Annotated in this window: 7 protein-coding genes; 4 read left to right on the top strand and 3 right to left on the bottom strand. The window is 60.5% G+C overall.

What is annotated here, in order from left to right; translation table 11 throughout:
* Positions 1-187 precede the first annotated feature (187 nt).
* Positions 188-5,254, bottom strand: coding sequence for a dermonecrotic toxin domain-containing protein (locus tag ACI77I_RS17190; RefSeq protein WP_406998025.1), 5,067 nt, complete (start codon positions 5,252-5,254; stop codon positions 188-190).
* A gap of 135 nt (positions 5,255-5,389) precedes the next feature.
* Here ACI77I_RS17190 and ACI77I_RS17185 point away from each other — a divergent pair, with 135 nt between their 5' ends.
* Positions 5,390-10,078, top strand: coding sequence for a hypothetical protein (locus tag ACI77I_RS17185; RefSeq protein WP_406998024.1), 4,689 nt, complete (start codon positions 5,390-5,392; stop codon positions 10,076-10,078).
* On the opposite strand, the gene ACI77I_RS17180 is transcribed toward ACI77I_RS17185, so the two are convergent.
* The gene (locus ACI77I_RS17180; RefSeq protein ID WP_406998023.1) at positions 9,987-13,109 is read right to left on the bottom strand and encodes a transglycosylase domain-containing protein; all 3,123 of its coding nucleotides are present in this window, start codon (positions 13,107-13,109) and stop codon (positions 9,987-9,989) included. The genes ACI77I_RS17185 and ACI77I_RS17180 overlap by 92 nt on opposite strands.
* A gap of 397 nt (positions 13,110-13,506) precedes the next feature.
* On the opposite strand from ACI77I_RS17180, the gene ACI77I_RS17175 reads away from it, so the two are divergent.
* The 3 genes from ACI77I_RS17175 (at position 13,507) to ACI77I_RS17165 (ending at position 22,422) form a co-directional block, all read left to right on the top strand.
* Positions 13,507-14,928: an amino acid permease gene (locus ACI77I_RS17175; protein ID WP_406998022.1), complete on the top strand. Its 1,422-nt coding sequence runs from the start codon at positions 13,507-13,509 to the stop codon at positions 14,926-14,928.
* Positions 14,929-15,081: 153 nt separating this feature from the next.
* Positions 15,082-17,106 carry a M3 family metallopeptidase gene (locus ACI77I_RS17170; protein ID WP_406998021.1) on the top strand — a complete coding sequence of 675 codons (2,025 nt, stop codon included), beginning with the start codon at positions 15,082-15,084 and terminating at the stop codon, positions 17,104-17,106.
* 111 nt (positions 17,107-17,217) lie between these two features.
* Positions 17,218-22,422: a dermonecrotic toxin domain-containing protein gene (locus tag ACI77I_RS17165; protein ID WP_406998020.1), complete on the top strand. Its 5,205-nt coding sequence runs from the start codon at positions 17,218-17,220 to the stop codon at positions 22,420-22,422.
* A gap of 75 nt (positions 22,423-22,497) precedes the next feature.
* Here ACI77I_RS17165 and ACI77I_RS17160 read toward each other — a convergent pair whose 3' ends face one another.
* Positions 22,498-23,196 (bottom strand): NEL-type E3 ubiquitin ligase domain-containing protein, encoded by a 699-nt coding sequence (locus tag ACI77I_RS17160; RefSeq protein ID WP_406998039.1) that lies wholly within the window; start codon positions 23,194-23,196, stop codon positions 22,498-22,500.
* Positions 23,197-23,241 lie beyond the last annotated feature (45 nt).

Genomic DNA, 23,241 nt, shown 5'->3' with positions numbered 1-23,241 from the left:
GATAGAGGCGAGTGGTTGCGAAGGCATAACCTGGGTTTTGTGTAGCGATAGGGTTATCCGTGCCGGCCGGTGTCAGTTGTGAGGGCACCCCACGCGAATGCCCACACTAATGACTCGCGAGACAGCCCCAATAACCCCTACATCGCGCCGTTCGTTGTTGTCGCGGGTGTACGGCAACAGAAGGGTGTTAAACGCCAGCGGCCACCATGGCCTGGCGAGTCAGGCGTCGCCCCAGTTCCTGTTCGTCGTAGAAACTCTTGAGAAACAGGCTCAGGTACAGCTCCTCGCTCATGGATTCGCCGGTCAAGACCTGCGCTCGGGCCACCTGCAGCGCGTCGGCCAGCTCCACCAGGCGCTGCTTGAGTGGGGCGCCGGTGGCCGGGTTTTGCTGTTCCGGCGGCAGTTGTTCATGGGCCGCCCAGGCGTTCTGAGCCAGGCGCAAATCGTCGATGTTTTCACTGACCTGTTCGTGCTGACAGTTGATCTGTCGGTACTCATCGGGATGGGTACCGCGCAAATAGTCGCTCCAGAAGTACTGCTCGAGCATTTGTTCCACCAGCCCATCGCCTTGCTCCTCCTCGATCACCTTGTTGTAGGCACTGATCAGTTGCCGGGTTTGGACATTGCCGGTCTCGCGGTAGAGCATGTGGTCCGCCAGCCAGGGCAGGTCCAGTTGCGTCTTTAAACCGGTCTGGTAGGCGCTGTACACCTCGACCTCATCCAGGGTGCCCGACACGCCGTCGACGACATCGGTGGTCAGGCGCAAGGCGGGGCCTGCGCTGCCATCTCTGTTGCGCGTGGGTGCGCGAAGGCGCGCCTCGATATCTTTTTGGGCAATCCGGTTGACCTTGTCCAGTCGCGCTTTCTGTTTTGCCAGCAGCACTAGCGCGTCAGTCCGGGTTTGGGGGGAAGGCTTGTTCCACGCCTCCAGCTTCAGGGTTTCGATGCCCATGGCATTGAACACTTGAGCACCCGCATCGGCACAGTGGGTGGGGGTGGCGGCAGGGTTGAACAGCGCAGTGCGAGTGGGCTCATCGCTGTCAGCCGCCCTCAGCAGGCGCAGCACATTGGTGCGCAGATGCGCCCGGTTGAGCTCATAGCGCGTCAGGTCATCCGGGTCCTGGACGACTTCGGGAGACGGGTGCTGCTGGCTTTTGATGACCTCAAAAAAGCCTTGGGAGCCGTGTTCCCGTTCCAGGTCATCCCAGACCTCCTGCCATAACGGGCGCAGCTCCTCCGGCAAGTGGCTGAGCCAGTGTTGGCTGTCCAGCTCGCCTCGCGGGGGGTACGTGCGATAAGGGTCCAGGCCCGCCGCGCGGCGGTAGCTGACCAGGCGGTCCTCGGCGCCCGGCTCAAGCTTGTTGCGGTCCAAACGCGTGCGGGCCACCAGCTCCGCCGACGCGGAGCCGGGCTCGACGGTGGGCACCTGGGTGATGGGCGTGTTCAGCAGGTTCAGGTTGAAGTCCGGCGAACGCGGCAACTCGAACAGGCCCGTAGGCCATTGGCTGAGCGGGGTATTGTTGAGCACCAGTATGCGCAGTTCCGGCATGCGGCTGATGTCCGGCGGTGCCACCAGGTGCGGGTTGTGCGAGAGGATCAGCACGCGCAGATGGTTCAATTGCTTGAGCTGTTCCAGGTGCTGCGAGCTCCAGCGGATCGGGTTTTCGGCCAGGCCCAAGTGCGTCAGCCGGCGCAGCCCGGCGACGGCCTCGGGCAAGCTGACCAGGCGCTTGCCGGTGATATCCAAGCTGCGCAGGTTGGGAAAGTTGCACAGGAACGGGCTGTCGGCGTCAGTGAAATCGGTGCCCGCAAGGTTGAGGCTGGTGATGTGCTCCAAGGGTCTTTCAAGGGTGGGGAAATTCTGTAAAAAGCCGAAGATGGTTTCGCCCTGCAGGTCCAGTTCGCTGCCCAATCGGCGGCCGCCGAAATCGGTTTCGTAACCCTTGGCCGATTGCTCCCAGCTTTCCTGAATGAGTGTGGTCAAACGCTTCCTGAACAGTTTCTCCGGCAGGGGCGGTCGGCGTTGCTGGGTGCCTGCGGCAGGTTGGTTCTGCCATTTTTTCAGTGCGTTGAGCAGGCTTCGCTTCTGGGTTTCAAGTGCGAGCAGCAGGCGTTTGCCATCGGCCGTGTTCAAGGACTCGGCATAGGCCGTCACGTCCTCTTCGCTCAGCGTCGGGTAGAGCAGCTTGAGCCGATCCTCAACACGGGTGCGGCCCAGCCGTTGGCGCAGGGCGCTGAACAGGGGTTTTTGCAGCAGCAACTGGGTCTCTCTGGAGGCGGTTGCGAGGGTCGGCGGGTCGGCCAGCACGGTGCGCCGTTCTGCCGGCGGTTGCAGGGTCTGCTTGAGCCACTGGCGCAGCCCTTCGCCTTCGCCCGGCGCGAAGCCCAGTGTGTTAGGCGGCACGTTGCGCAGCACGGCTTCATACAGGTCCCAGGTGGTCTGCAGGCTTGCGCCGTCGAGTGCGTACCGCCCTGGCGCGGTGCGGATCAGCAGCGTATCGGTGCTCGCATCGTGCGGGCCGACACGGCAGCGCAGTTGCCCGCTGGGCAGTTGCTCGCGGATGCTCAGGCGCTGGTTGCCAAAGGCGTTACTGTGGATTTTCAGGGTGTTGAGCAGCATCCTCTCGGTGTCGGGTGTGGGGGTGCTGCCTTGGTAGATGCTCTCATAGGCGCGGGTGGCGCGGGCTTCGAACTGCAGCTCCCTGGCTTGATGTTTGAGGCGCAACGGCAGACGACTCGCGTCGTTCATCAACTGCACTTCAGCGGGCCGGGCCTGGGCCAGTATCGCTTGTGCCAGGCTGTCGGGCAGGTTGGGGCATTGTCTTTGCAGCAACTGCCCGTGGGCGCTGGATGACTGGCGTTTGAAGCCATACAGATGCTCGAAGATGTCGTCTTTGCGCGAGGCCACGTAACGGCTCAGTTGCTCCCGCAGCGTGTGGACCCGCGCGCTGGGGGCGGCGGGCAAGGGCGCGCCGATCAGCCCCGCGAGTTCGGCTTCGTCGAGAAAGCCCACCACCCGTTCCGCCAGCCGACCGGCCGCCAAGTCTTCACGGCTGATGGCTAATGTCGCATCCGGCGCTGCCTGGCTTGCGCCATGTTGCATCGACTCGCCGCTCAGGTCGGCGGCCTCGAACACGGCGATGGCTTTGTCGGTGGGCCAGCCGTCCATTCGCGTGACCATGTCGGCGGACCAATAGGCGGCTTCCCCGGTGTCGCCGGACGGCTCGCTGAGCGTATCAATGTGCTGCCTGAGTTCGAGACGGTCCAGCGTGTCGGCCAGCAGCGGTGGTGGTGGCTGGTTTTCGCTGTACATATGCCTCAGCGCGCCGGGTTCGGTGCCACTGATATCGCGCAATTGTTGCAGGCGTGCCTCTGGCCAGGTGGCGGTCAAGGGGCTTAGGCGCTGGAACAACTGCGAGTCGTTCCAGCGCCTGGGTTCCTCGCCCTCGAGCACCACGGCCCCGAGACCGTTAAGCACCACCTCGGGGCGATAAGCCTCGGGGCGTTGTGGGTGAATAATGCGCTGAAGGCCGGTGTCGGGCTCCTGGCTGACGGCGTAGTGCTTGCCTTCCAGGCGCAGGATTTTTTTGCCCTCATGCTGATGAAACCCTTGCGCGTCGGGCTGCGATGCGGGCGCCAGGGTCAGGTTTTTTTGTTCGTAGGGGCTCAAGTCCGCATGCCATAAACGCAGTTTTCCGTCACTCAGGGCCACACGCTTCAAACGCTCGACGAAGGGTGACAGCGTGAGGTGGGCAGCGCTGAACGCGAGCAGTTGCAACACGTTTTCCGCGACCCCAACCACGTGTTCAATGGCTTCTGTGCCCTGGCCCTCAGCCCAATCCAACAGGCCTTCGAAGACCTCGTCCGCGAGTTGATAGGCGGTATAGGCCAGCATCAATTCGCCCAAAAAAGGCACGAACGGCGTCACGACGAGTAACGCCAGGTTAAGCACGTCCGAGAGTATTTTCTCCAGGTTGTCCCACCAGGCCCAGCGTGCCATGCGGTCGGCGTAGGCGGTGGCGATGGCCAGTTCACGCGCATCGTTGAGGGTTTTGTTGATTTGTTGCTGGTACAGATGCTCCCACAACGGTGTTCGGATACGGGTCACGCTGAACTGCAGGTTGGGGTTGTCGAGCGCCGTGTCGTGCCAGGTCGGCTGGGGATCGCCCGGCACGTGTTGGTGCCATTTCACCTGGCTGAGGCGCGCGCCTAACTGGCTGAAAAAAAGCCCTTGGTATGAATGGTCGATGAACCGGCTGAAAAACTGTTGATAGTCGGGATGGCGCAGTTGCCGGGTCAGCGCCAGCATGAACTCGAGCGTGGAGGCGTAGCGCTTGAGTGGGTGCTGCGGGTCATCCGGTACATACACGATGACAGGAAGCGCCTGGCGGCTGGTCTCCAGGTCGGCGGCGATCAGTACAACACCGGTCAAGGTCGCGTCCATCAGGCTCAGGCCATGGCAATGCACAGCCTTGCCGTCCAGCGTCAGCCCTTGGCGACCGGCAATCAGCTGCGTGATCAGGCTATGGTCCTGCGGCTGGATATCGCCTTTCATCAGCGCCATCTGCGCTGCGACCTTGAGGGCCGCCTGGTGGTTGCGGGTGACATGCGCGCGCAGCACGCCGTCCACCACCGGTTCGGAACGGCCCAGGTAACGCTCAAGGTGCTGTTGGTACTGGGCGCCGATGTCGAGGGTGCGCACCAGGGTCTTGAACTGTTGGATCGACAGCTGTTTTTTCAGCGCGAGCACCTCGAAATGGTCGAGGGCGTCAGGCCGGGTGATGAACTGCGAGTCGTCGGTGAACACCTCTGAATCGGCAAAGTTGTGCAACGCCGCCTCCAGCAGCGAGACCGTGCGGCTTTTTACGCCTGGGCGAATGTCAGTGACCCACCAGGCTTGTTTGACCGGCGCATAGAGGCGCAGGTAGGTGCTGTGAACGTCCACATCGAGGTTGTAGTGCTGCTTCAGTGCCGCTTTTAACAAGGGTTCGGCAAAGCGTTTGAGGTCGGTGATTGCTGAGAGTTTTTTGTCGACGTGGGATTGGGTTTTCCACTGTTCGGCAATCGCGGTTTTCAACAGTTGATGCGGCTGCGCCAAGGCACTTTTGTACCAGGGCGCAATGGTTTTTCGGCTGGATTTCAAGGCGCTGATTCTTGCAGCGGACAGCGTTTTGACCCAGTCGGGCAAAGCATCCCGGATGAGTTCGTAGTGTTGGCCTTTATCTTCGGGGGCCTGTGAAACAAGTGCGCTCATGGCGTGGTGTTCTGTGGCAAATAGGGCACTCAGACTAGGCCCGCACAGGGGCTGGTCTGGCAGTAACTGTGTATGGTCATCGGGCGCCTGGCAGCGTGTAGCGTCCGCGGGTCTATATCACTGAGAAGCCCTGTCATGACGCCCTCCGAGCCTCGCGCAACGTCTGCGCGCCAAGTGCATATCGAGCAAATCGAGACGCTGTTTTTAAGCCCCGCGCCGTTGCAAGCGGTGGCGCAAGAGGCTGCCCAGGCCTACTTGGACCAGTATTTTGCGGCGCAAAAATGGTCCGCCAGCCTGATCCATCTGGGCACCCCCACGGCTGACAGCTCTACCTACCAGCCTTTGCCCGAACTGCTGGTGCAGCGCCTGGCCAATGCCAGGCCTACGTTGCTGGTCGAGGGCTATCACCTCGTGGTCTGCCGGGTTCGCGAGGTGTTCGACCCCAGTGGGCCGAGCCTCGCCGACGTCGAGAAGCTGATCAATCACTGCGGCGCGGTGCTCCTGAGGTCTTTTGGCAACCGTTTGCAAGCCTGGTGGAGTGAGCCAGTGCCGATCAACATGACCCGTTGGCGTTATCTGTCCGATCACCTGCTGGGGCTGCTTTACGACTCACCCAAGCCACCCGGTATGGACGAAAAGGGCTTCGCCGCGCTGTTCCCCAAGACCCTGCTGCGCCCCCTGCGGCCCTCTGTGCAATGGAGCCTGCATGACGGCCCGCTGCAGGTGCGAACCGTGCACCTGCTGGGCGCGGGGCTGGCGGGCGATCAGGCGCAGACGTTGCCGCTGCTGATACTCAGCCATGCCGCGAAAACCCTGCTGTTCAGCCCGGCCAGCGGTGTGCACGAACTCAATAGCCTTGACGACGTTGGCGCGTTGTTACCGGCCTACACCAGCCCGGTACTGACGGGCGCGGCTGACCAGTGGTTCACCCAGCAGGCCCAGGGCGACCCCTTCGATGCTTTGGCGGCGAGCTACCTGGCCCGCCAGCAGTTGGAAATCGACAGCATCGAGCGTGACGTGCCGCGCACCGTTGAGGCATGCCAGGCGCTGCTCGATTACATCGTTGATCCACGGCGCTGGTTTGTCTGCGAACTGAGTGCGCGCCAACAGCGCCTGCGCCAAGCCATGCCGTTGTGGCTGGCCCAGGCGGGTGCCGAGGACAGCATCGCCTATGCGCGCCTGTTGCAGCAGTGGGTGTTGGCTCAGCACGACAGCGGAGCCACGCATTTCCTGGCGGGTATCGAGTCGATTCAAGCCTGTGCCGACCGCCAGTTGCAGCATTGCCTGAATGCCCAACCTGGCGCGACGCGCATCAAACCGGGCGAGGTTTCCCTGACCTTTGATCGGGTGATTGCCGCACCCGTGCCGGTGCAGGGCGGGTTCATTGCCGGCGAGGTGGACCCGGTCACGGTGACGCTGACCGAACTGGCCCTGGAAAACCTGGCCGGTTTCCCGCATACCGCCAAGCGCATTACGCTGAACGGCAAAGCGGCGCCGACGTGGCTGACCTACACCCTGATCAAACAGTGCGTAGAGGAGGCGGACGTAGGCCAGACCTATCCCGCCCTGCTGAAAAAAATGCTGATCGACGACACCGCCGAGGCCACCCGCCGCCGGCAACAGTTCAGCCGGCAACTGCGTGTGCAACTGCCGCTGTGGGCGCTGGCGTCGAAGCTCACGGGCGAGCACGGTGTGACCTGGGTCGGTTTTCAGCGAGTACGGGCGGCCTTGCAGGCCAGCGCCGCCGAACGCAAGGTCGGCACACAGGCTGTTGCGCTGTGGCCGCTGGCGTTCAAGGCCACGGCAGATGCCCGTGCGGATGGGGTCGCTAACATGTTCATCATTGGCCCATTGCTGGGGCAAAGCGGGCCGCACCTGCTGTACCGGCCGTTGTTCAGCCCGATGCTGCAGGAATATGAGTCATTGGAGGCCTTGTTCACAGCGATCAAGAACCCAGGCGCCTTACAGGACAACGTGCTGACCTGGCTCGCGCCCGCGCGCCGGGCGGTGTATGCCAACAAGGGTTTTAACCAGCCGCATATCCGCCGCTTTTTGCAGGGCGATGAATTCACCGTGTATGAAGCGCCTGCGCCGGCTCAACTGAGCAAACAGGTGAGCAACACAGACCCTGCGCACCAAGTGTTCGAGGCCACGGCCAAGGCCCTTGTGGCCTTGGCAGATCGCCAGGCGGTGTCCAATGCCGAGCAGCGTTGGGCTAACTTGAAGCAGGCTGGATGGCTGCTGTTCGGTACGGTGCTGCCGTTGCTCAACGGGCCGTTGGCGCTGGGCGGTTGGCTGCTGCAGGTGGTGGACAGTGCGCAGCGCGATATCGACGGTTTACAGAGCCAGGACGGGCAAACCCGCAACGCCGCCCTGACGGACATGCTGGCGAACCTGATGGCGATTGTCGCCCATCAAGCCACGCCCCAGGATACCCAGCAGCATGTGGCGCTCGAGCACCCAGTGTTTGCGCCCCTGGCGCGTGTCGAACCCGCCGCTGGCGAGCCAATCGCAGTGCCGCTCAAGCCGATTCCCGCCCCCGTGACCTTCTACGCACCTACGCGCTGGGCCAACGCCCGGCAGGTGCTTAGCACACAACAACAGGCGCTGATTCAGCCGTTGCGGCTCAAGACCTTTGCCGAGCCCTGGCCGGTCACCCTGGACAATGCCGATGCCAGTGGCCCGACCCAAGGTTTGCTGCGCGATACCTCGCAGGTCCCGCAGCAATGGCAGGCACTGGTTCAAGGGGCGTTGTACCGGGTCAACGTCATGCAGGGCCTGGTCCGGGTGGTCAGCGCGGATGGCGCCACCCTTGGCCCTTGGCTCAGGCACTTGGGGCAGGGCCAGTGGGATTTTGACCTGGGCCTGCGTTTGCCGGGGGGCAATGCTGACGAGGCGATTGAGCGTACCCGGCAAGCGCAGCTGGCTACCCGCGTTTCGCTTGAGGTCGACTATGAAAAGACGGTGGCGGACCGGGCCAGGGCCGACCGCGCGATGAGACTGGCGCGCACGTTGGCGACCCAGCCGGCCGGGCAGATCACTGAGCAGCAGCGCGCGCAGGCATGGGAGACTTATGGCCGGGAAATGAGCAACAAATTCGAGCATGGGCAGTTGGAGCTGCAACGACTCAAGTACCTGCGGGAGCTGGGGCCGCGACCCGGCTATGAGGCGCATCTGTGCCAGGCGCTGGAGTCAGTGATTCTGACCGCGCAGCTGTTGGATGCACAGTCGCGACGACAAATCGTTGCCCTCAATACCCGGCTCAGGCCAGTCGTGGATCGGCTGAGCGGGGAAACCACGGAGGAGGCCGAGTCGGCTATCAACCGTGAAGATCACGCCGAACTGGACACGATCATGCGTGAATTGGCCGCTGTGCAAGAAAAGGCAATCCGCTGGCGAACCCTGGAAGCAGGCTATCTGGATGACCTGAGCCAGGTGCCCCGTCTGGGGCGCGACAAATCTGGGGCGCTGACGCTGGGCGTACGTCCTTCGATACGGGACCTGCAATCCTTGCTACTGACGACGTTGTGGCGCATCTCGATTGATGTGGCAGGGCCTGTGCTCAGCGACGATTTCTTCAACAGTGTCGATGAAACCGTTAACCGTGCACGTCTGGCGAGTCGATCCCTGGCGGATTTGCAGCAGCTTCAAGCAACGTCGGCAGAGCGTATTGAACTGCTCAAAAGCATTGACCACGTCTATGCGCAAACCGACGATCAGATTGAGTTCTGGCGTGCCATGGCGCCTGACACATTCGATCTGGAGTTTCTGCAAAAACTGCAGGAGCTGCTGGTCAGCTTGCACCAACAGGCCGAAAAAGACCTTGCAGACCTCCTGCAAGTGCCACCCCAGGCAGCACCGCCGGCGGTGCCTGCCCCCGCGCCCCAAGGCAGCCGGCGCAAAAAAATCATCCGTACACGCAATCACGATATGTATGTGGCACAGGTCAGTGAGGCCACACAGCCGGGGCCTGTCACCGCAGCGCTGCACGAGGCGGGCGGCGAGGTCATTGGTTCGTTCACCGAGGCGGATGATGGGGTGTGGGAACCGGTGAAACCGGCGCCCAAGGCGGATGCGCAACTCGGTAGCCTGTTGCAAAAGGGCCAGGGCCTGTTGGACGACGAGCATAGGGCTATTCAGCAGGTCGAAGCCTTGATTGAGCGGGCCAACGATCCGTCGTCCTTGGAGTACCTGCTGGAGGCTCAGGCCAATATGCGCCGGTGGACTGCCGAGGCGATTGCCCGCAGACGCCAGGGCATGGAAAACACCCGGCTGGTGGCCCCGCAACAGGCCAAGGCACTGACAATGGAGCGTGATCTGCGGCTGGCGCAAGCCCGGCTGAGCGCTGCCGGGGTAAACGCACGAACCCGCGCGACTCGGCGTCGGCCAGCGACTCAGGGCGGCGTCGATTTTCTTTTCTCACGCGGTGAAGTGCGGATTTTCCGGCAGGGTGAACGCGTGTTGCTCAAGGGCACCGTCGATGATTACTTGCAGGTCTATGTGGTCACCGACGCACGGGATACCCAACAGGCGTTGTGTTATGCCCACTTCCACTACAAACGACGGGACAGCCCGGATGATCATTACGAGGGTGAGCCTCATCTCAAGCGCCCTGAGCAGGAGCGCCTGGGGCGCCAGGCCCAAGCCCGGGTCGAGGCCGAGGCGTTCGCCCGTATGCGCACCGGCCAAACCGGGCGTGTGCGCCAGACCCTGGACATTGACCGGGCAACGATTACCCGGCCTTTTGCCCGGCGGCTGTTTTTCCGTGCGGGCCCTCTACCGGCAGGCACAGCGTTAGGCTCCCCGGCTTCAAGTACGGCATAAGAATCGGCGCCATGCCTTTGAGCACCTGCACGGGCAGCGCCGAGGTGAACTTGAAGCCTTGCGCCGAGCTGCCCGGAACAAACGCGGTGAGGGTGCCAAAGTGGCGCTCGCCGATATAGAACACAAAGGTGGCGGTGCGGTTGATCGCCTTGGAACTGAGCACCCGCCCACCGGCGCCGATGGCTTCGATGCGGTTGTCGCCGGTGCCGGTCTTGCCGCCCATGGCCAGCGGTGTGCCGTCATCCAGCTTGAAGCTGCCGGCCACGCGTTTGGCCGTGCCGGCGTCCACCACTTGGGACAAGGCCCCGCGCAGCGCCTGCGCCACTTCCATCGGCAACACTCGTTTGCCGGTGGCGGGGTCGTTGATCACCCGGGTTTCATACGGCGTATCGGCGGCAAAGTGCAGGCTGTCGATGCGTACCACTTTGGCGCGCACGCCATCGTTGAGGATGATCCCCATCAATTCCGCCAGCGCCGCCGGGCGATCGCCGGAGCTGCCGATGGCCGTGGCCAGTGACGGCACCAAGTGGTCGAACGGGTAACCGACCGCCTGCCAGCGCTGATGAATATCGAGGAAGGCTTCCACTTCGAGCATGGTCCGGATGCGACTGTCGCGCGCGCTCTGATGGCGGCTTTTGAACAGCCAGCTGTAGACCTCCTGACGCTCGAACTGGCCGGCTTTGACCACTTCGCTGAAGGTCGCCTCGGGGTGGTTGAGCAGGTAGCCCATCAGCCACAGGTCCAGCGGGTGAACCTTGGCAATGTAGCCTTGGTCGGGCAGGTCATAGGTGCCGGGGCCATACGCGGTGTAGAGTTTTTGCAGGCGTTCGTCGCTGAGCTTCTCGTTGGTTTTCACCCCGGTCAGGTGCGCGCGCACGAACAGGTTGAAGCTTTCCTGGTTAGCGTTGGGCAACAAATAGCGGTGCACGGCGGCCAGGCGCATTGGCGTGGGACGCAGGCCGTCCAGAAAAGTGTCGAGGCGCGCCTGGGTGTCTTTTTTCTGGTACTTCCTCCAGAACTTGCGCAGGAAGGTCGTGCCCTCGCGGTCGGCAAAATCGGCGAGGTATTCCTGGCGGCGCGGGTCATTGTCGTCCTTGAGCAATTGGGCGCTGTTATTGGCGCCGGAATAGGTGGTGTAGCGCACCACATCACGCATCAGGCGAATGAACGGCAGGTTGATCGACTCGCGCAGGGCGTCGCGCAAGCTGGGGCTGCGGCCGTTGTCTTCGTTGCGAAAGTTATGGAAGTGATGCAGGCCGCCGCCGGTGAAAAAGCTTTCGCCGGGGCTGGCCGAGTAGGTGCGATCAAGGGCGGCTTCGAGCATTTTTGCCAGGGATTTGTCCGGGGTCTGGATCAGGTAATCAAGGGCCCAGCGGCTCAAGCGGTCCTGGTCGTCGACCGTGATTTTTTTCAGCGCAGCGGGGGCTTGGGCGGCGTACTTATCGTGCAGTTCGGTGATGATTTGCAGGTAGGTGGTCAGTACCCGCAGCTTGGCGGTGGAGCCCAGTTCCAGTTTGCTGCCTTCGTTGATATCGAAGGGTTGGTCGGTGTTGTCGGTTTGCACGCGCACCCGTGAGCCGTCCGGGGTCAGCTCGAACAGGGTGAAGCTGTAGCGCACTTGCGCGGTGTTGGCCTCGCTCAGCAGGCGTTCGCCGAGCAGGCCGACCTGGCGCGCAAAGTCGGGGTCGGCCAGGTGCTTGAGGTATTCGCTGACTTGGCCCTGCAACGGGGCTTGCAGGGTGGTGGTCGCCGCAAGGTCGAGGCGGTCCAGGTCATACAGCGGCCGGTCGAGCAGGGTGGCCAGGCGCGCGCGGGCCATGCTGATGCCTTTGTTGGTCTCCACCGGTTGCAGCGTCGGTTGTTGCATCCAGTCGCGGTAGCTGACCTTGGCCGCCAGCGCCGCTTGGAGCAGAGCAGGGGTGATGACACTGTTTTGCGCCATTAGGCGCAGGTGGCTGTCGGTGAGTTCGGCGAGCTCTTCGCGACCCTTGGCCAGGTAGTGCGAAGGCCGGCGCTGGGCAATGATCAACGACAACACCTGGCGCAGTGCCAGGCCTTGTTCGGCGTTTACCGAGCCCACCAGCGCCAGGTTGACGTGGTTGAAGTCGGCGCCGTACCACACCCGCAAACCCTCGGCCAGGCCATGCACTTCGCCGTGGCCGGGCACCGCCGACAGCGGCACGCTGTTGAGGTAGTCACGCAGGATATTCTGCCGCGCCGGCAAGGTCTGCGGCCCATCCCGATAGGCGCGTACAGCGGCGGAAAACATCTGCCGCAGTTTTTCCTCGCCCGACACGGTCAGGCCGTCCGGGGAGTGGCGGTATTTTTCCAGCTGGGTGGCCAAGGTGCTGCCGCCGGCACTTTGGCCCGGCAGGTGCAGCACCTTGGCGACTTGTGACCACGCGGCCTTGGCAAAGCGCGGCCAGTCGACGGCGGGGTTGGCCTGGGGCTGGCTGGGGTCGAGCAGGTCGCGGTTTTCGATAAACAGCAGGCTGTTGACCACCACGGGCGGGATCGCGGCGAAGCTTTCGTACAGCTGTTGCGGGTAGTTGTACTGGTAAAGCGGCACGGCGCGGCAGTCGCTGATGGTCAGCCCGGCCTGGATCTTCTCTGCGTAGGGCACGAACAGGCCCTTGGCGGTGTAGTCCATCAACGCGGGCGAAAAGCGCGCCTGGGCCTCAATCACATAACCGCGCTTGAGCAGGCGCGGCAGGAAGCTGCCGAGGTTGCTGTAACCCAGGCGCCGGTCGAAGGGGCCGGCCCCCGGATAAACCATGGCCTGGCTGGGGCCGGGCTCAACCTGGTAGGTGAGGCTGCGGGCCAGGCGGCTGAGCTCCTGGGCTTGCAGGCGGGAGGTGCGCAGCTCTTTGGCGGCGGCAAACCCCAGCGCTACCAGTGCCATCAACACGATCAACCAGAACAGGCGCCGCCCATGGCGGGGCCTGGGTTTATTTTTGGGTAAGGGCGCTGGGTCCGAACTGCCTTGTAGTTTCGCAGCCTTGCTCGATTCGGTTTGCCAGAGTGCGCCCATAGTCGATTGATCCCTTCACGCAGATAGATCGGACCTGCTTGAAGCGTAGTCGCTGAGGGCTGGTTGTGAGGGATTTGTGTGTGGTGCGCGGGTTCTTATGGCGAGCGGGCTTGCAGTGGCAAACCATTTGTCAGCGTGGTGCTGCGCGACGTTTTGTCGCTCAATGCAGGTAAGATGCTCCTGTAAAATGGCATTTTGACCGGCGCTTCCCCTAAATTGGCCCATTTTTATAGTGAAAGACCCTGCTCTGGGCTTTTTATACTGACGCCCCGCTGATCTTGCCTGGCAAGAAGGGCCCGTCCATGAGGCGGTCCCGTTTCAACAAGGGCACAGGCTTACCGGCCTGCACCCCGGAAACTCGACGGACACTCCAATAACAAAATGAGGTTGTACCCCTATGCCAGTCGGCAACCCACTGCCCCATGGCGAGACCGCTCAAGGCGGCCCGCTCAAACGCGAACTCGGTGAACGGCATATTCGCCTGATGGCCCTTGGCGCCTGTATCGGTGTCGGCCTGTTCCTGGGCTCGGCCAAGGCCATTGAAATGGCCGGCCCGGCGATCATGTTGTCCTACATCATCGGCGGCCTGGCGATCCTGGTGATCATGCGCGCCCTCGGCGAAATGGCGGTGCACAACCCCGTCGCCGGCTCGTTCAGCCGTTACGCCCAGGACTACCTCGGCCCGTTGGCGGGCTTTCTCACCGGTTGGAACTACTGGTTCCTGTGGCTGGTGACCTGCGTGGCGGAAATCACCGCCGTCGCCGTGTACATGGGCGTGTGGTTCCCCGACGTGCCGCGCTGGATCTGGGCCTTGGCGGCCCTGGTCAGCATGGGCACCATCAACCTGATCGCGGTCAAGGCGTTCGGTGAATTCGAGTTCTGGTTCGCGCTGATCAAGATCGTCACGATCATTGCCATGGTCATCGGCGGCGTCGGCATCATCGCGTTCGGCTTCGGCAATGACGGCGTGGCGCTGGGCATTTCCAACCTGTGGGCCCACGGCGGCTTTATGCCCAATGGCGTCACCGGTGTGTTGATGTCCCTGCAAATGGTGATGTTCGCCTATCTGGGCGTCGAGATGATCGGCCTCACCGCCGGTGAAGCGAAGAACCCGCAGAAGACCATCCCCAGTGCCATCGGCTCGGTGTTCTGGCGCATCCTGCTGTTCTACGTGGGGGCGTTGTTCGTAATTCTGTCGATCTACCCATGGAACGAAATCGGCACCCAAGGCAGCCCGTTCGTGATGACCTTCGAGCGCCTGGGTATCAAGACGGCCGCCGGCATCATCAACTTCGTGGTGATCACGGCGGCGCTGTCCTCCTGCAACGGCGGCATCTTCAGCACCGGGCGCATGCTCTACAGCCTGGCGCAGAATGGCCAGGCGCCGGCCACGTTCGGCACGACCTCAAGCAACGGCGTACCGCGCCGGGCGCTGCTGCTGTCGATTTTCGTGCTGCTGCTGGGCGTGTTGCTCAACTACATGGTGCCGGAAAAAGTCTTTGTGTGGGTCACCTCCATCGCCACCTTCGGTGCGATCTGGACCTGGCTGATGATCCTGCTGGCCCAGCTCAAATTCCGCAAAAGCCTGAGCCCAGCCGAGGTGGCTGGCCTCAAGTACCGCATGTGGCTGTACCCGGTCAGCTCCTACCTGGCGCTGGCGTTCCTGGTGCTGGTGGTGGGCCTGATGGCGTACTTCCCGGAAACGCGTATTGCGCTGTACGTCGGCCCGGTGTTCCTGGTGTTGCTGACGGTGCTGTTCTACGTGTTCAAGTTGCAGCCGAGTCAGGCTGGCGAAGGTGCGACGCTCAGGCAGATATGAGCCACTGAGCGAGAGTGCTCGGATGCGCTTGAGAATAACGCGGGCTCCCCGCGTTATTGCCTTTCTCCCTGCTTGCCTACTTATCTATCCCTCCCATCGGTTATTCATTCTTTAGGCTGACTGCTTCGACTGCCCTCTTTGAACAGTGACGCCATGCCTGACAGCAATCCACTTCTAACGCCCTACGATCTGCCGCCGTTCTCGTCTATCCAGGCAGAACACTTGGTGCCTGCCATTCAACAGATCATCACCGAAAGCCGCGGCACCACCACCACGATTATCGCCAGCCAGGCGCCATTCCCAACCTGGGATGACCTGGTGCAGGCCGTGGAGGCACTGGAGGCTCGCTTGGATGGCGTTCTCCAAATCATTGAACTGCTTAACTCCATTTCCCAAGGGCCGGCCTGGCAGCAGGAATCAGTCCGTAGTCACGATCTGGCAATGCAGTACAAAGCCGAGTTGACTGAGAACAACGACCTGTATCAGCTTCACCGACAACTTGCCAATAGCCCGATCGCGGCTCTTTTCAATGAACAACGCAAAAGCGCGCTGCAGAAAATACTGCGCAAGTACCACTTGGCCGGCCTTGATCTGTCCTGCGAAAAGCAGTTACAGCTGAAAACGTTGAACCTGGAAATCGGCACATTGGGCCAGGAGTTTCTGGACCGTATAGAAGACTCGAACAGGGCGTGGCGTAAGCACATCGACGACAAGTCGCTGCTGAGCGGATTGCCTGATGCGACCCAGGCACGCATGGAGGACGCCGCTCGAGCCGCAGGCCTGGAAGGCTGGTTATTGACTCTTTCGGATCAATCCTTTCGCGAGGTGATGACCTATGCCGATCATCGAGCTTTGCGCCAGGAAATGATGGTGGCTTATTACAGCCGTGCCGTGGGTACCGGCCCTGACGCTTTTGCCACCGACAATGAACTGGTCCTGACAGTGCTGCTCTCCAGCCGTCACCAGAAAGCACAGCTGTTGGGCTATCCCAATTTCACCCAACTGGCTCTGGTCGATCAGATGGCGCAGACGACCGATGAGGTCATTGCATTTGTGCATCAACAGATTGAGCAGGCACGAACGACGGCTTCCTATGACGCGCAACAACTGCAGCACTATGCCGCGCAACGAGGTATCGATGATCTGGAACCTTGGGATAACGACTATTTCGCGGAAAAAATTCGCCAGGATCTGGCTGGCGTCTCTCAGGAGGCATTGCGCAACTACTTCCCGTTGGAGACGGTACTGCAACGCTTGGGCATGTTCACCAAAACACTGTTCGGCGTTGACCTGGTTGAACAAACCACTGTCGATACCTGGCACCCGGATGTGCGGGTGTTTGAAGTCAGGGAGTACGCGGAGCCGATCGGCCATTTGTTCATTGACCCTTATCGCCGCAAGGCGGACGCAGGGCTTGGCGCCATGTCGAGCCTGCGCAGCCATCGGATGACTGCCGAGGGGCGACCACGACGGCCTATCGCAGTACTACGTACCCAGTTGCCACGACCGACAGCGACCCAACCGTGCTTGCTGGATCATCTGCAATTGAGGGTCTTATTGCATGAATTTGGCCATTGCCTGCAGCACCTGTTGACCGCCGCCCCCTACCGGGTGCTCTCCAGTATTGGTCAATTAAGCCATGACGCGGCGGAATTCGTTAGCCAAGTGCTGGAGCAGTTTTGTTTTACTTCAGCGTCCCTGATCTGGCTTTCAGGCCATTTCCAGACGGGAGAATCGTTGCCTGAGGATATGGCCAACAAAATGAGCCGATTTATTCACACTCAAACCAGCCAGGAAACCGCCCGGGTTTTACTCACGGGCCTGGTCGACTTCGAGTTGCACCGTACTTATGGTGACGGGCGCACACCTCATGAGGTTTTCACCCGTGCCAGCGCTGACGTCGGGTTTGTGCAGTGGCCTGATGGCGCTCGCCCGCTCAACTGCCTCGAACAACTTGTGGGTCACTATGGCGCCAAAATGTATTCCTACAAGTGGTCGGGTGTCCTGGCCAAACAAGCCTTTGAACGATTTGAGCGTGACGGCCTGCTCAACCCTGAAACCGGGAAAGCCTTCCGTGAAGCGTTTATTACTGCGGGGGACACCCGTACGCTGTTGAAGTCACTTGCGCTTTTCCGTGGCGAAGGCGACCTATACGCCGATCACTCCACCGGGGCCTGAGGCGTTGCTGCATATGTAACGCCTGGACTGAAATCTGAAATGCCAGAGTTGATCCTTTCAGGTCACTCGTAGCTGCACTGCCGGCAGCCGAGCCTGTTTGGAGAGCACTCGATGGACAATGACAACCGACCGTATTTTTTCAGCGAAACCCAAGCCGATCGCACACAGCTAAGCCAGCGCCAAAGCACGCGTAACTTTACCCTCAAGGACCTGGACTGGCTCGACTCGGTCTATCTGGCAACCGATGCTTTGCGACGGGCACACACCGCACCGATGCACGTCCAAACCCTGCAAGTGAACGTGCCCGGCCAACCGGCAGTTGAACTTGCGGGCGCATTCGTCATGGGCCCCGCCCCGGAAGGTGGGGTTTTTCTCTACTCGCCTGCGCGTGGCCTGGAAAAGCTCGAAAGCCATGAAACACTCAAGACGCAACTGGGCACTTGGTTCAAAGACCCGGTGCAGCGCCAGGCTTTGCTCGATTACCTGTCGATCTCCCAGCAAGCCACACTAAAGTCCACTGCGGTTATGACCTTTACTCTACAGCCCGTGGCTGGAGCGGTCTTCGAAGCACAGCAAAATACCCTCTCCAATAACCTGCTTGAAAATGCCCGGCTGATGCGCGAGGAATTGCTCAAGCTGCCCAGTTTCACTTCTCTGCTGGATGACTACATTTGCGCTGAACTGGCCCAGTCTTTTGCAGGTGTCGACTTGCGCCAAATCCAGGTACAGAGCTATGTCGTCGGCACCTCCAGCCAATCGGGTGACACTGACACGTCAACACCTCGACACATCGCTACCCGCTCGTTGAGCGATACCGTCCTCAGGTATTTCGTCGCCAATGGTTGGCCAACGGGTGAAACCCGACGCTACGACAACCCCCAACGCACCCCGGTCTCCCAATCGTCCACGCAGGAGGCCGATGATCAGTTGCGTTGGGAGGTATCAGTCCAAGGACTGGCCCAGGGTTTGAAAACACACATGAAGCAACGGCCCAAGGCGTTCTGGGCGCTGCCGGCTTCCACCGGGCTCTCGCGGCTGCAACTTTTTACGCACGCCATGGCCAATGCCTTTTTAACGGTGTTACTGGACCAACAACAGCAATCCACGATTACGGTTGACCAGCGTCTGCAACTACAGGCCCTGCCGCTCAGGACGGCACTCCCCGAGACGACGCTGCCTCCAGCCCTGGATGTTGAAAAAGCAATGCTGGACGAGCCCGAACAGCCCCCCACCGAGCTGGCCGGTACACTGATCATCAGCAACAAAGGCGACGATGACTCGCCCTGGCTGCTGTATAGCCCCCACCATGGGCTGCAGGCGTTTACCGAGTTGGACTCACTGAAAACCCGTCTTCTGGAGAGTCTCAACCCTGGGGAGCATCCCGATGCCTGGAGAAAGCATCTGTCGAGGCCCGAACGCTATAGCGAAGTAGATCTGCAGGCCTGCGACGTCACTACCGCGCCCATCACCGGGGTCATTTTCCAAAGCCTCATAGAGGGTGTCATTGAAAAACAAGCTCGCAACCTTGAATACGCCCTCGATCAGTATCGCCTGAGCCAAGGCACGATGGACCTCGATGCCCTGGTCGATCATGTGCTGGATGTGCGGGCCATGATTGAACAAAAATTATTGACCCTCGAGCCCATGGGCCGTTGGAGTACACAATTGGCGCCCCTCTGGACAGTGTCTGCGACACAGCCCAGGGTCCCGCCCACACTGTTGGCAATGCGTAGCGCTCAGCATTCGCTCGAAAATACAATCGCCGAAGTCGAACGACAACTAGCTTCTCGCCCCTCGCTGGAGCGCTCCGCCACCACCTACCTCAACACCAAGCTGTACGCCATCAAACAGCAACACCTGCAGGCTGCATGCCTTTGGGTGCACCATTACAGCAACCCCTCGGGCACCGATGAAAAACCTCAGTTGCTGACATCAAGCAGCATGGTCGAGCATTTTCTGGCACGTTTATGTGGCGAAGTGGAGTCTCTCCCCGATTCGCCGCACATCCACTTCTACTCAACGGCTGCTGAAAGACCCGCCACTAGAATTCCAGGCGTGGATGTCACGGCCTTCAATACGCTGATCGACACTGCCATCGGCGGTTTTACCCAGTATCTGCGCAGAACCCACAGCGTGTACCCCGACATGCAGCCCTTGCTGAGAAAGGCAATGGAGATGGGCTTGACCGGGGAAATGCAACTCAGGCTCTGGAATAACGCTTTACTGCCCCTGGACTACGAAGTTCTTTTAGCCGTACTAGGTATTTACGCCAGAGACCTGCGCCTGAGTGTCAATGGGTTCCGCCCTGACGCGTTTTGCTTGAAGGTCGCGACCGTGGGGCAAACGACCTCGCAACCGCTTAATAACTGTTTCGTGCTGACCGAGCGCGGCGGGCTTGACCCTCAATATTGCGGTCGCACGCTGCTATGGACGCCTGCGTTGGGGCTGGAAAGTTTTCATTCATTGAGTCACTTCAAGGCAGAGGTAGATCGACGCCTGGCAACCCTGGACGAACGACAGGCTTTCCTGGCGAACCTGGCGCAACCGGACTGGCATTCACATCCGACCTATGCATTCAGCGGCCTTGAGCTGATCGAAGCCAACCTCGTCGAGTACTTGCAACGGACTTACGTCCAACAAAAAGACCGTGAACTGGAGCAAATCCTGTCCAAGAAACTGTCGGTCGAACAGTTGCGCAACCTGTGGCAGGTTCAAGTCACGCAAACCCTGGCGCCTACTAACCTGCGGCGAGCCATGGACATGGTCGAGGCGATGATTGTGCAACATGGCACGCAATGGTTGGGCCAAGCCAGCGCGATCGATCAACAGCTCTATGCTGAACTGTTGGAGCAGTATCGAAACAACGTCATCGACAATCAGGATTACCTGCACGGGATCGACTCGCTGGCTCAGTTCACGCGAAACACGCTCAGCGCTTTGCTAAAGGAACTTGACGGCCAGAGTAGCGTCACTGCTGATGAAATCGAAGTCGGGCTTCCGGCACAGGGCAACATGCCTGCCCGCAGCCAGGCACTGCTGGACTATGCCTTGAGCCACCAATCGTATTGGAACGATGCGGTTCCGCTCTTCGCCAGCACCGGCACAACGCCGCTGCCCAATACTATGGATGCGCAGACGCTAAAAACGCGGATACAGGCGCTGAACATCAATGCGGCTTATCAAACTTACGTCAAATCTTCCCTGGGCCCTGCCAGCCCGGACTTTGAGCAACGCTCTACGCGATTCGCCAAGCAACTGCCCTGGCAACTGATGCAGTACGCTCACAGCCTGACGTTGCAAGGCCAGCTTTCACCGGCGACCTTCGGGCTCATTCAACAGGTCATGGATATGCCGGATGCTATCGCCCGTGCGACCGTGGTAGACGCCAGCGCCATGATCCGCCCTCTGGAGCTGCTGATCGATGCCGGGAAGAAAACGATCAAGGTGCCTGGGAGCTACGTGATCAGCCCCGCCTCAGCTGACAAGACGCCTCACGTTCTCTATGCCCCTTATAGCCCAGGCCATACCCTCAAAGAATATGCCGATGAGGCTGGGCTGCTCGCCGAGCTGACGGCGCCCGGGGCCTTACAAAGCTGGGTCCGGCAGGTGGTCCCGGCAGTAGACCAGGCCGCACTGACAAAGGCGTTGGGGCAACCCCAAGACGGCACTCCCATGCAGCTGGCACACACCCCCATAAACACGCCCCTGTTCAAACAGTTGTACACCGATAATCTCGAGTTGCTGACAACCTTGCTGAGTGGCCAGCAAGTCGACAATGCGGATACCGCTTGGGATACGGTAAAAGCCGTATTCTCAGAGGGGGTGCATGAGGCCGTTATGTTTTTTGCCGGCAAACTGGCTTATCCCTTGATCGTCTGGCGCAGCTACAAACTGTTCAAAGCCTCGGCTGAAGAACTGCAAAGCCACCAGTGGCATGAGGCACTTGGCCATTTCATCGCCGGTATCGCCTTGATGGCCGGTTTACGCCGTTCCATGCCCTCCGTGCCAGAGAGCGGTATATCCCCGACGCCCGAGCCGAGCCCGGCACCTCCTGTACCTGCGACCTCTCTGGTGTCCTGGCCCGCGCTCGACATAACGGCTGCGCCACGCACCCGGCTACAACGTTTCGATGTCCTTGAGCCGACCTTGAACAGCTTGATTAAAGACACCACGCTTAACCTTTACCGATCCGACTCTAACCGCTACTACGCAGCAGTGGCTGGGAAAGTGTTTCAGGTCATCCAACACAGCGTGGATTGGCACATTACTGGCAATGGAGAGGTCGGCCCTTTGGTGCAAAGCAACACACGACAACAGTGGATGCTCAGTAGCAGTGATCCGTTGCTGATGGGCCGAAGAACCATTGCGCGATTGACCAATCGCTTCTACTCCGAGCCATTTGCGCGGCCCAATATGAATATATTGGCCATTGGCATGCGCGACATTCGAGCGCTGTATGCTCAAGAATCGTTGATGATCACCGAGGCATTGGCATTGGCCACGTTTTATACAAAAAATGCCCAGGAAAATTTACGCCTGCTCGTGCAAACGCCCCTTGCCGCCCCTGAGCTCGTCAAACAAGTCCAAACGTTTTTTGGCCTGCATACGCTCGAAGTCGAACACCTTGAAAAAATTCAGGAGACCGTCGACAAGATGTGCAACGCGTTGATGGAGCCTTCACTGACCTCCCCGAACTCAACGCGATTTGTCATTGGCCGCTCGCGAATGCCAGCGCTTGCGGGGGCCTACAAGGTGATGGCGTTTACGATTGTCCCCGACCCCCTTCAATTGCTGTACTTGACCGAGGCATTTTTTAACCCCGGTCTGAATTACAGTCATCTGTTGATAAAACCGTTCTACGTCAACGTCCATGCCCGTGCGACCACCCTCATTCATGAAGTCTCCCATCATGTAGGCCTGACGTTGGACTTGGCTTATGTGAACGCCACTCATCCTTTTCATGACCTGATCGATGCTCAAACTTCTACGGGCCGCACCACTAAAGCGGTCCTGGAAAACCGTCAACTTTCAAGGCTGTCGCTCAACACCCCGATCCAGCAGTTATTCCAAGTGGTCGACATCGCAACCGGCATCAAAACAGACCCATCCATGGGCACGTCAACCGAGCCTGTTCTCAACAGGCTGCTCACCGTCACGGGCACCCAAACCCTCAGCGATGCTCGGCGAGTATTCCGTACCGATCCGCTCAAACGTGTCATCACGGTGCTCAACAATGCCGATTCCGTTGCTTACCTGATCGCACAGTTGGGGCGTAGAAAAGAAACACCGATTGGCCAAGTCGGCAATTCGCCATAATTCGAGGTGGGTATTATCGAGGTGCCAGGTCATCGCCCCGAAGCTTGCCCGCTGTGCAAGCTCCAGGGCGCCGGCTCACGCGCGCAGCAAAGCCGCCTGCGTGGCCTCGGTCAGTTGCCGCACCAGGCGATTTTGTTCATCCTGCCCCAAGTCAATCAGTGACTGGCGCCGCTCCAGGTAGGCTTCCGAACGCTTGTCTGTTAGCTCTTCATCCAACGCTCGCACCTTGTGCTTGATGCTGTCCTTGACCGTGGAAAAGGGTCCCGGGTGGCTCCTCGCCAGGTACTCGATCCAGAACGCCTCCATCAACAGAAACTCTTGCAGGGCCGGGCTCGCGCCCAGCCGACGCAATTGAGCACGCGCGTCATCGAGTACTTCCTGGGTCACGTAGTCATCAACGCTGTATAGCAACTGCAGTGGGTGAAAGGGCAGGTGACATTCCCCGGCCAATTTGGCGCGAAAATAAACCGTGACCTCGGCCGCATCGACTTCCAGGCCAGCGGTTTCCCGCTGCTTGATGAGTTTGTCGGACATCTGGTCCAGTGGGCTCATGTAGAAGTGCCCAGTGGCCAACGCAATCAGGGCGCGGTCGCTTTCGTAGGTGCGACTTTTTTCCTTGGCCTGGTGGACCTGATGTTCAAACTCCATATTGGTAAAGGCCAGCAGCGCACGGTCACCACACTTTCCAGCATTGTAGGTATTGAGGCAGACATGGGGGCGCAGCGCCGTGGACTCGCCCATGGCCAGCAGCAAGGTCCAGACCCGTGTGGTCAGCGCGTGCTTGGATGGCCACCCGGATCAGCAACAGCGGCAACGGCG

This window comes from Pseudomonas sp. D47 (assembly GCF_045447305.1).
Classification (GTDB): domain Bacteria; phylum Pseudomonadota; class Gammaproteobacteria; order Pseudomonadales; family Pseudomonadaceae; genus Aquipseudomonas.
The sequence above is the reverse complement of the archived record's forward strand: the minus strand, read 5'-3'. Positions and strand labels throughout refer to the sequence as shown.

Excerpts from the sequence above, each read along its gene's own strand:
- ACI77I_RS17175 (WP_406998022.1), top strand. The coding sequence starts at position 13,507 with ATGCCAGTCGGCAACCCACTGCCCCATGGCGAGACCGCTCAAGGCGGC.
- ACI77I_RS17180 (WP_406998023.1), bottom strand. The coding sequence starts at position 13,109 with ATGGGCGCACTCTGGCAAACCGAATCGAGCAAGGCTGCGAAACTACAA.
- ACI77I_RS17190 (WP_406998025.1), bottom strand. The coding sequence starts at position 5,254 with ATGAGCGCACTTGTTTCACAGGCCCCCGAAGATAAAGGCCAACACTAC.
- ACI77I_RS17185 (WP_406998024.1), top strand. The coding sequence starts at position 5,390 with ATGACGCCCTCCGAGCCTCGCGCAACGTCTGCGCGCCAAGTGCATATC.
- ACI77I_RS17170 (WP_406998021.1), top strand. The coding sequence starts at position 15,082 with ATGCCTGACAGCAATCCACTTCTAACGCCCTACGATCTGCCGCCGTTC.
- ACI77I_RS17165 (WP_406998020.1), top strand. The coding sequence starts at position 17,218 with ATGGACAATGACAACCGACCGTATTTTTTCAGCGAAACCCAAGCCGAT.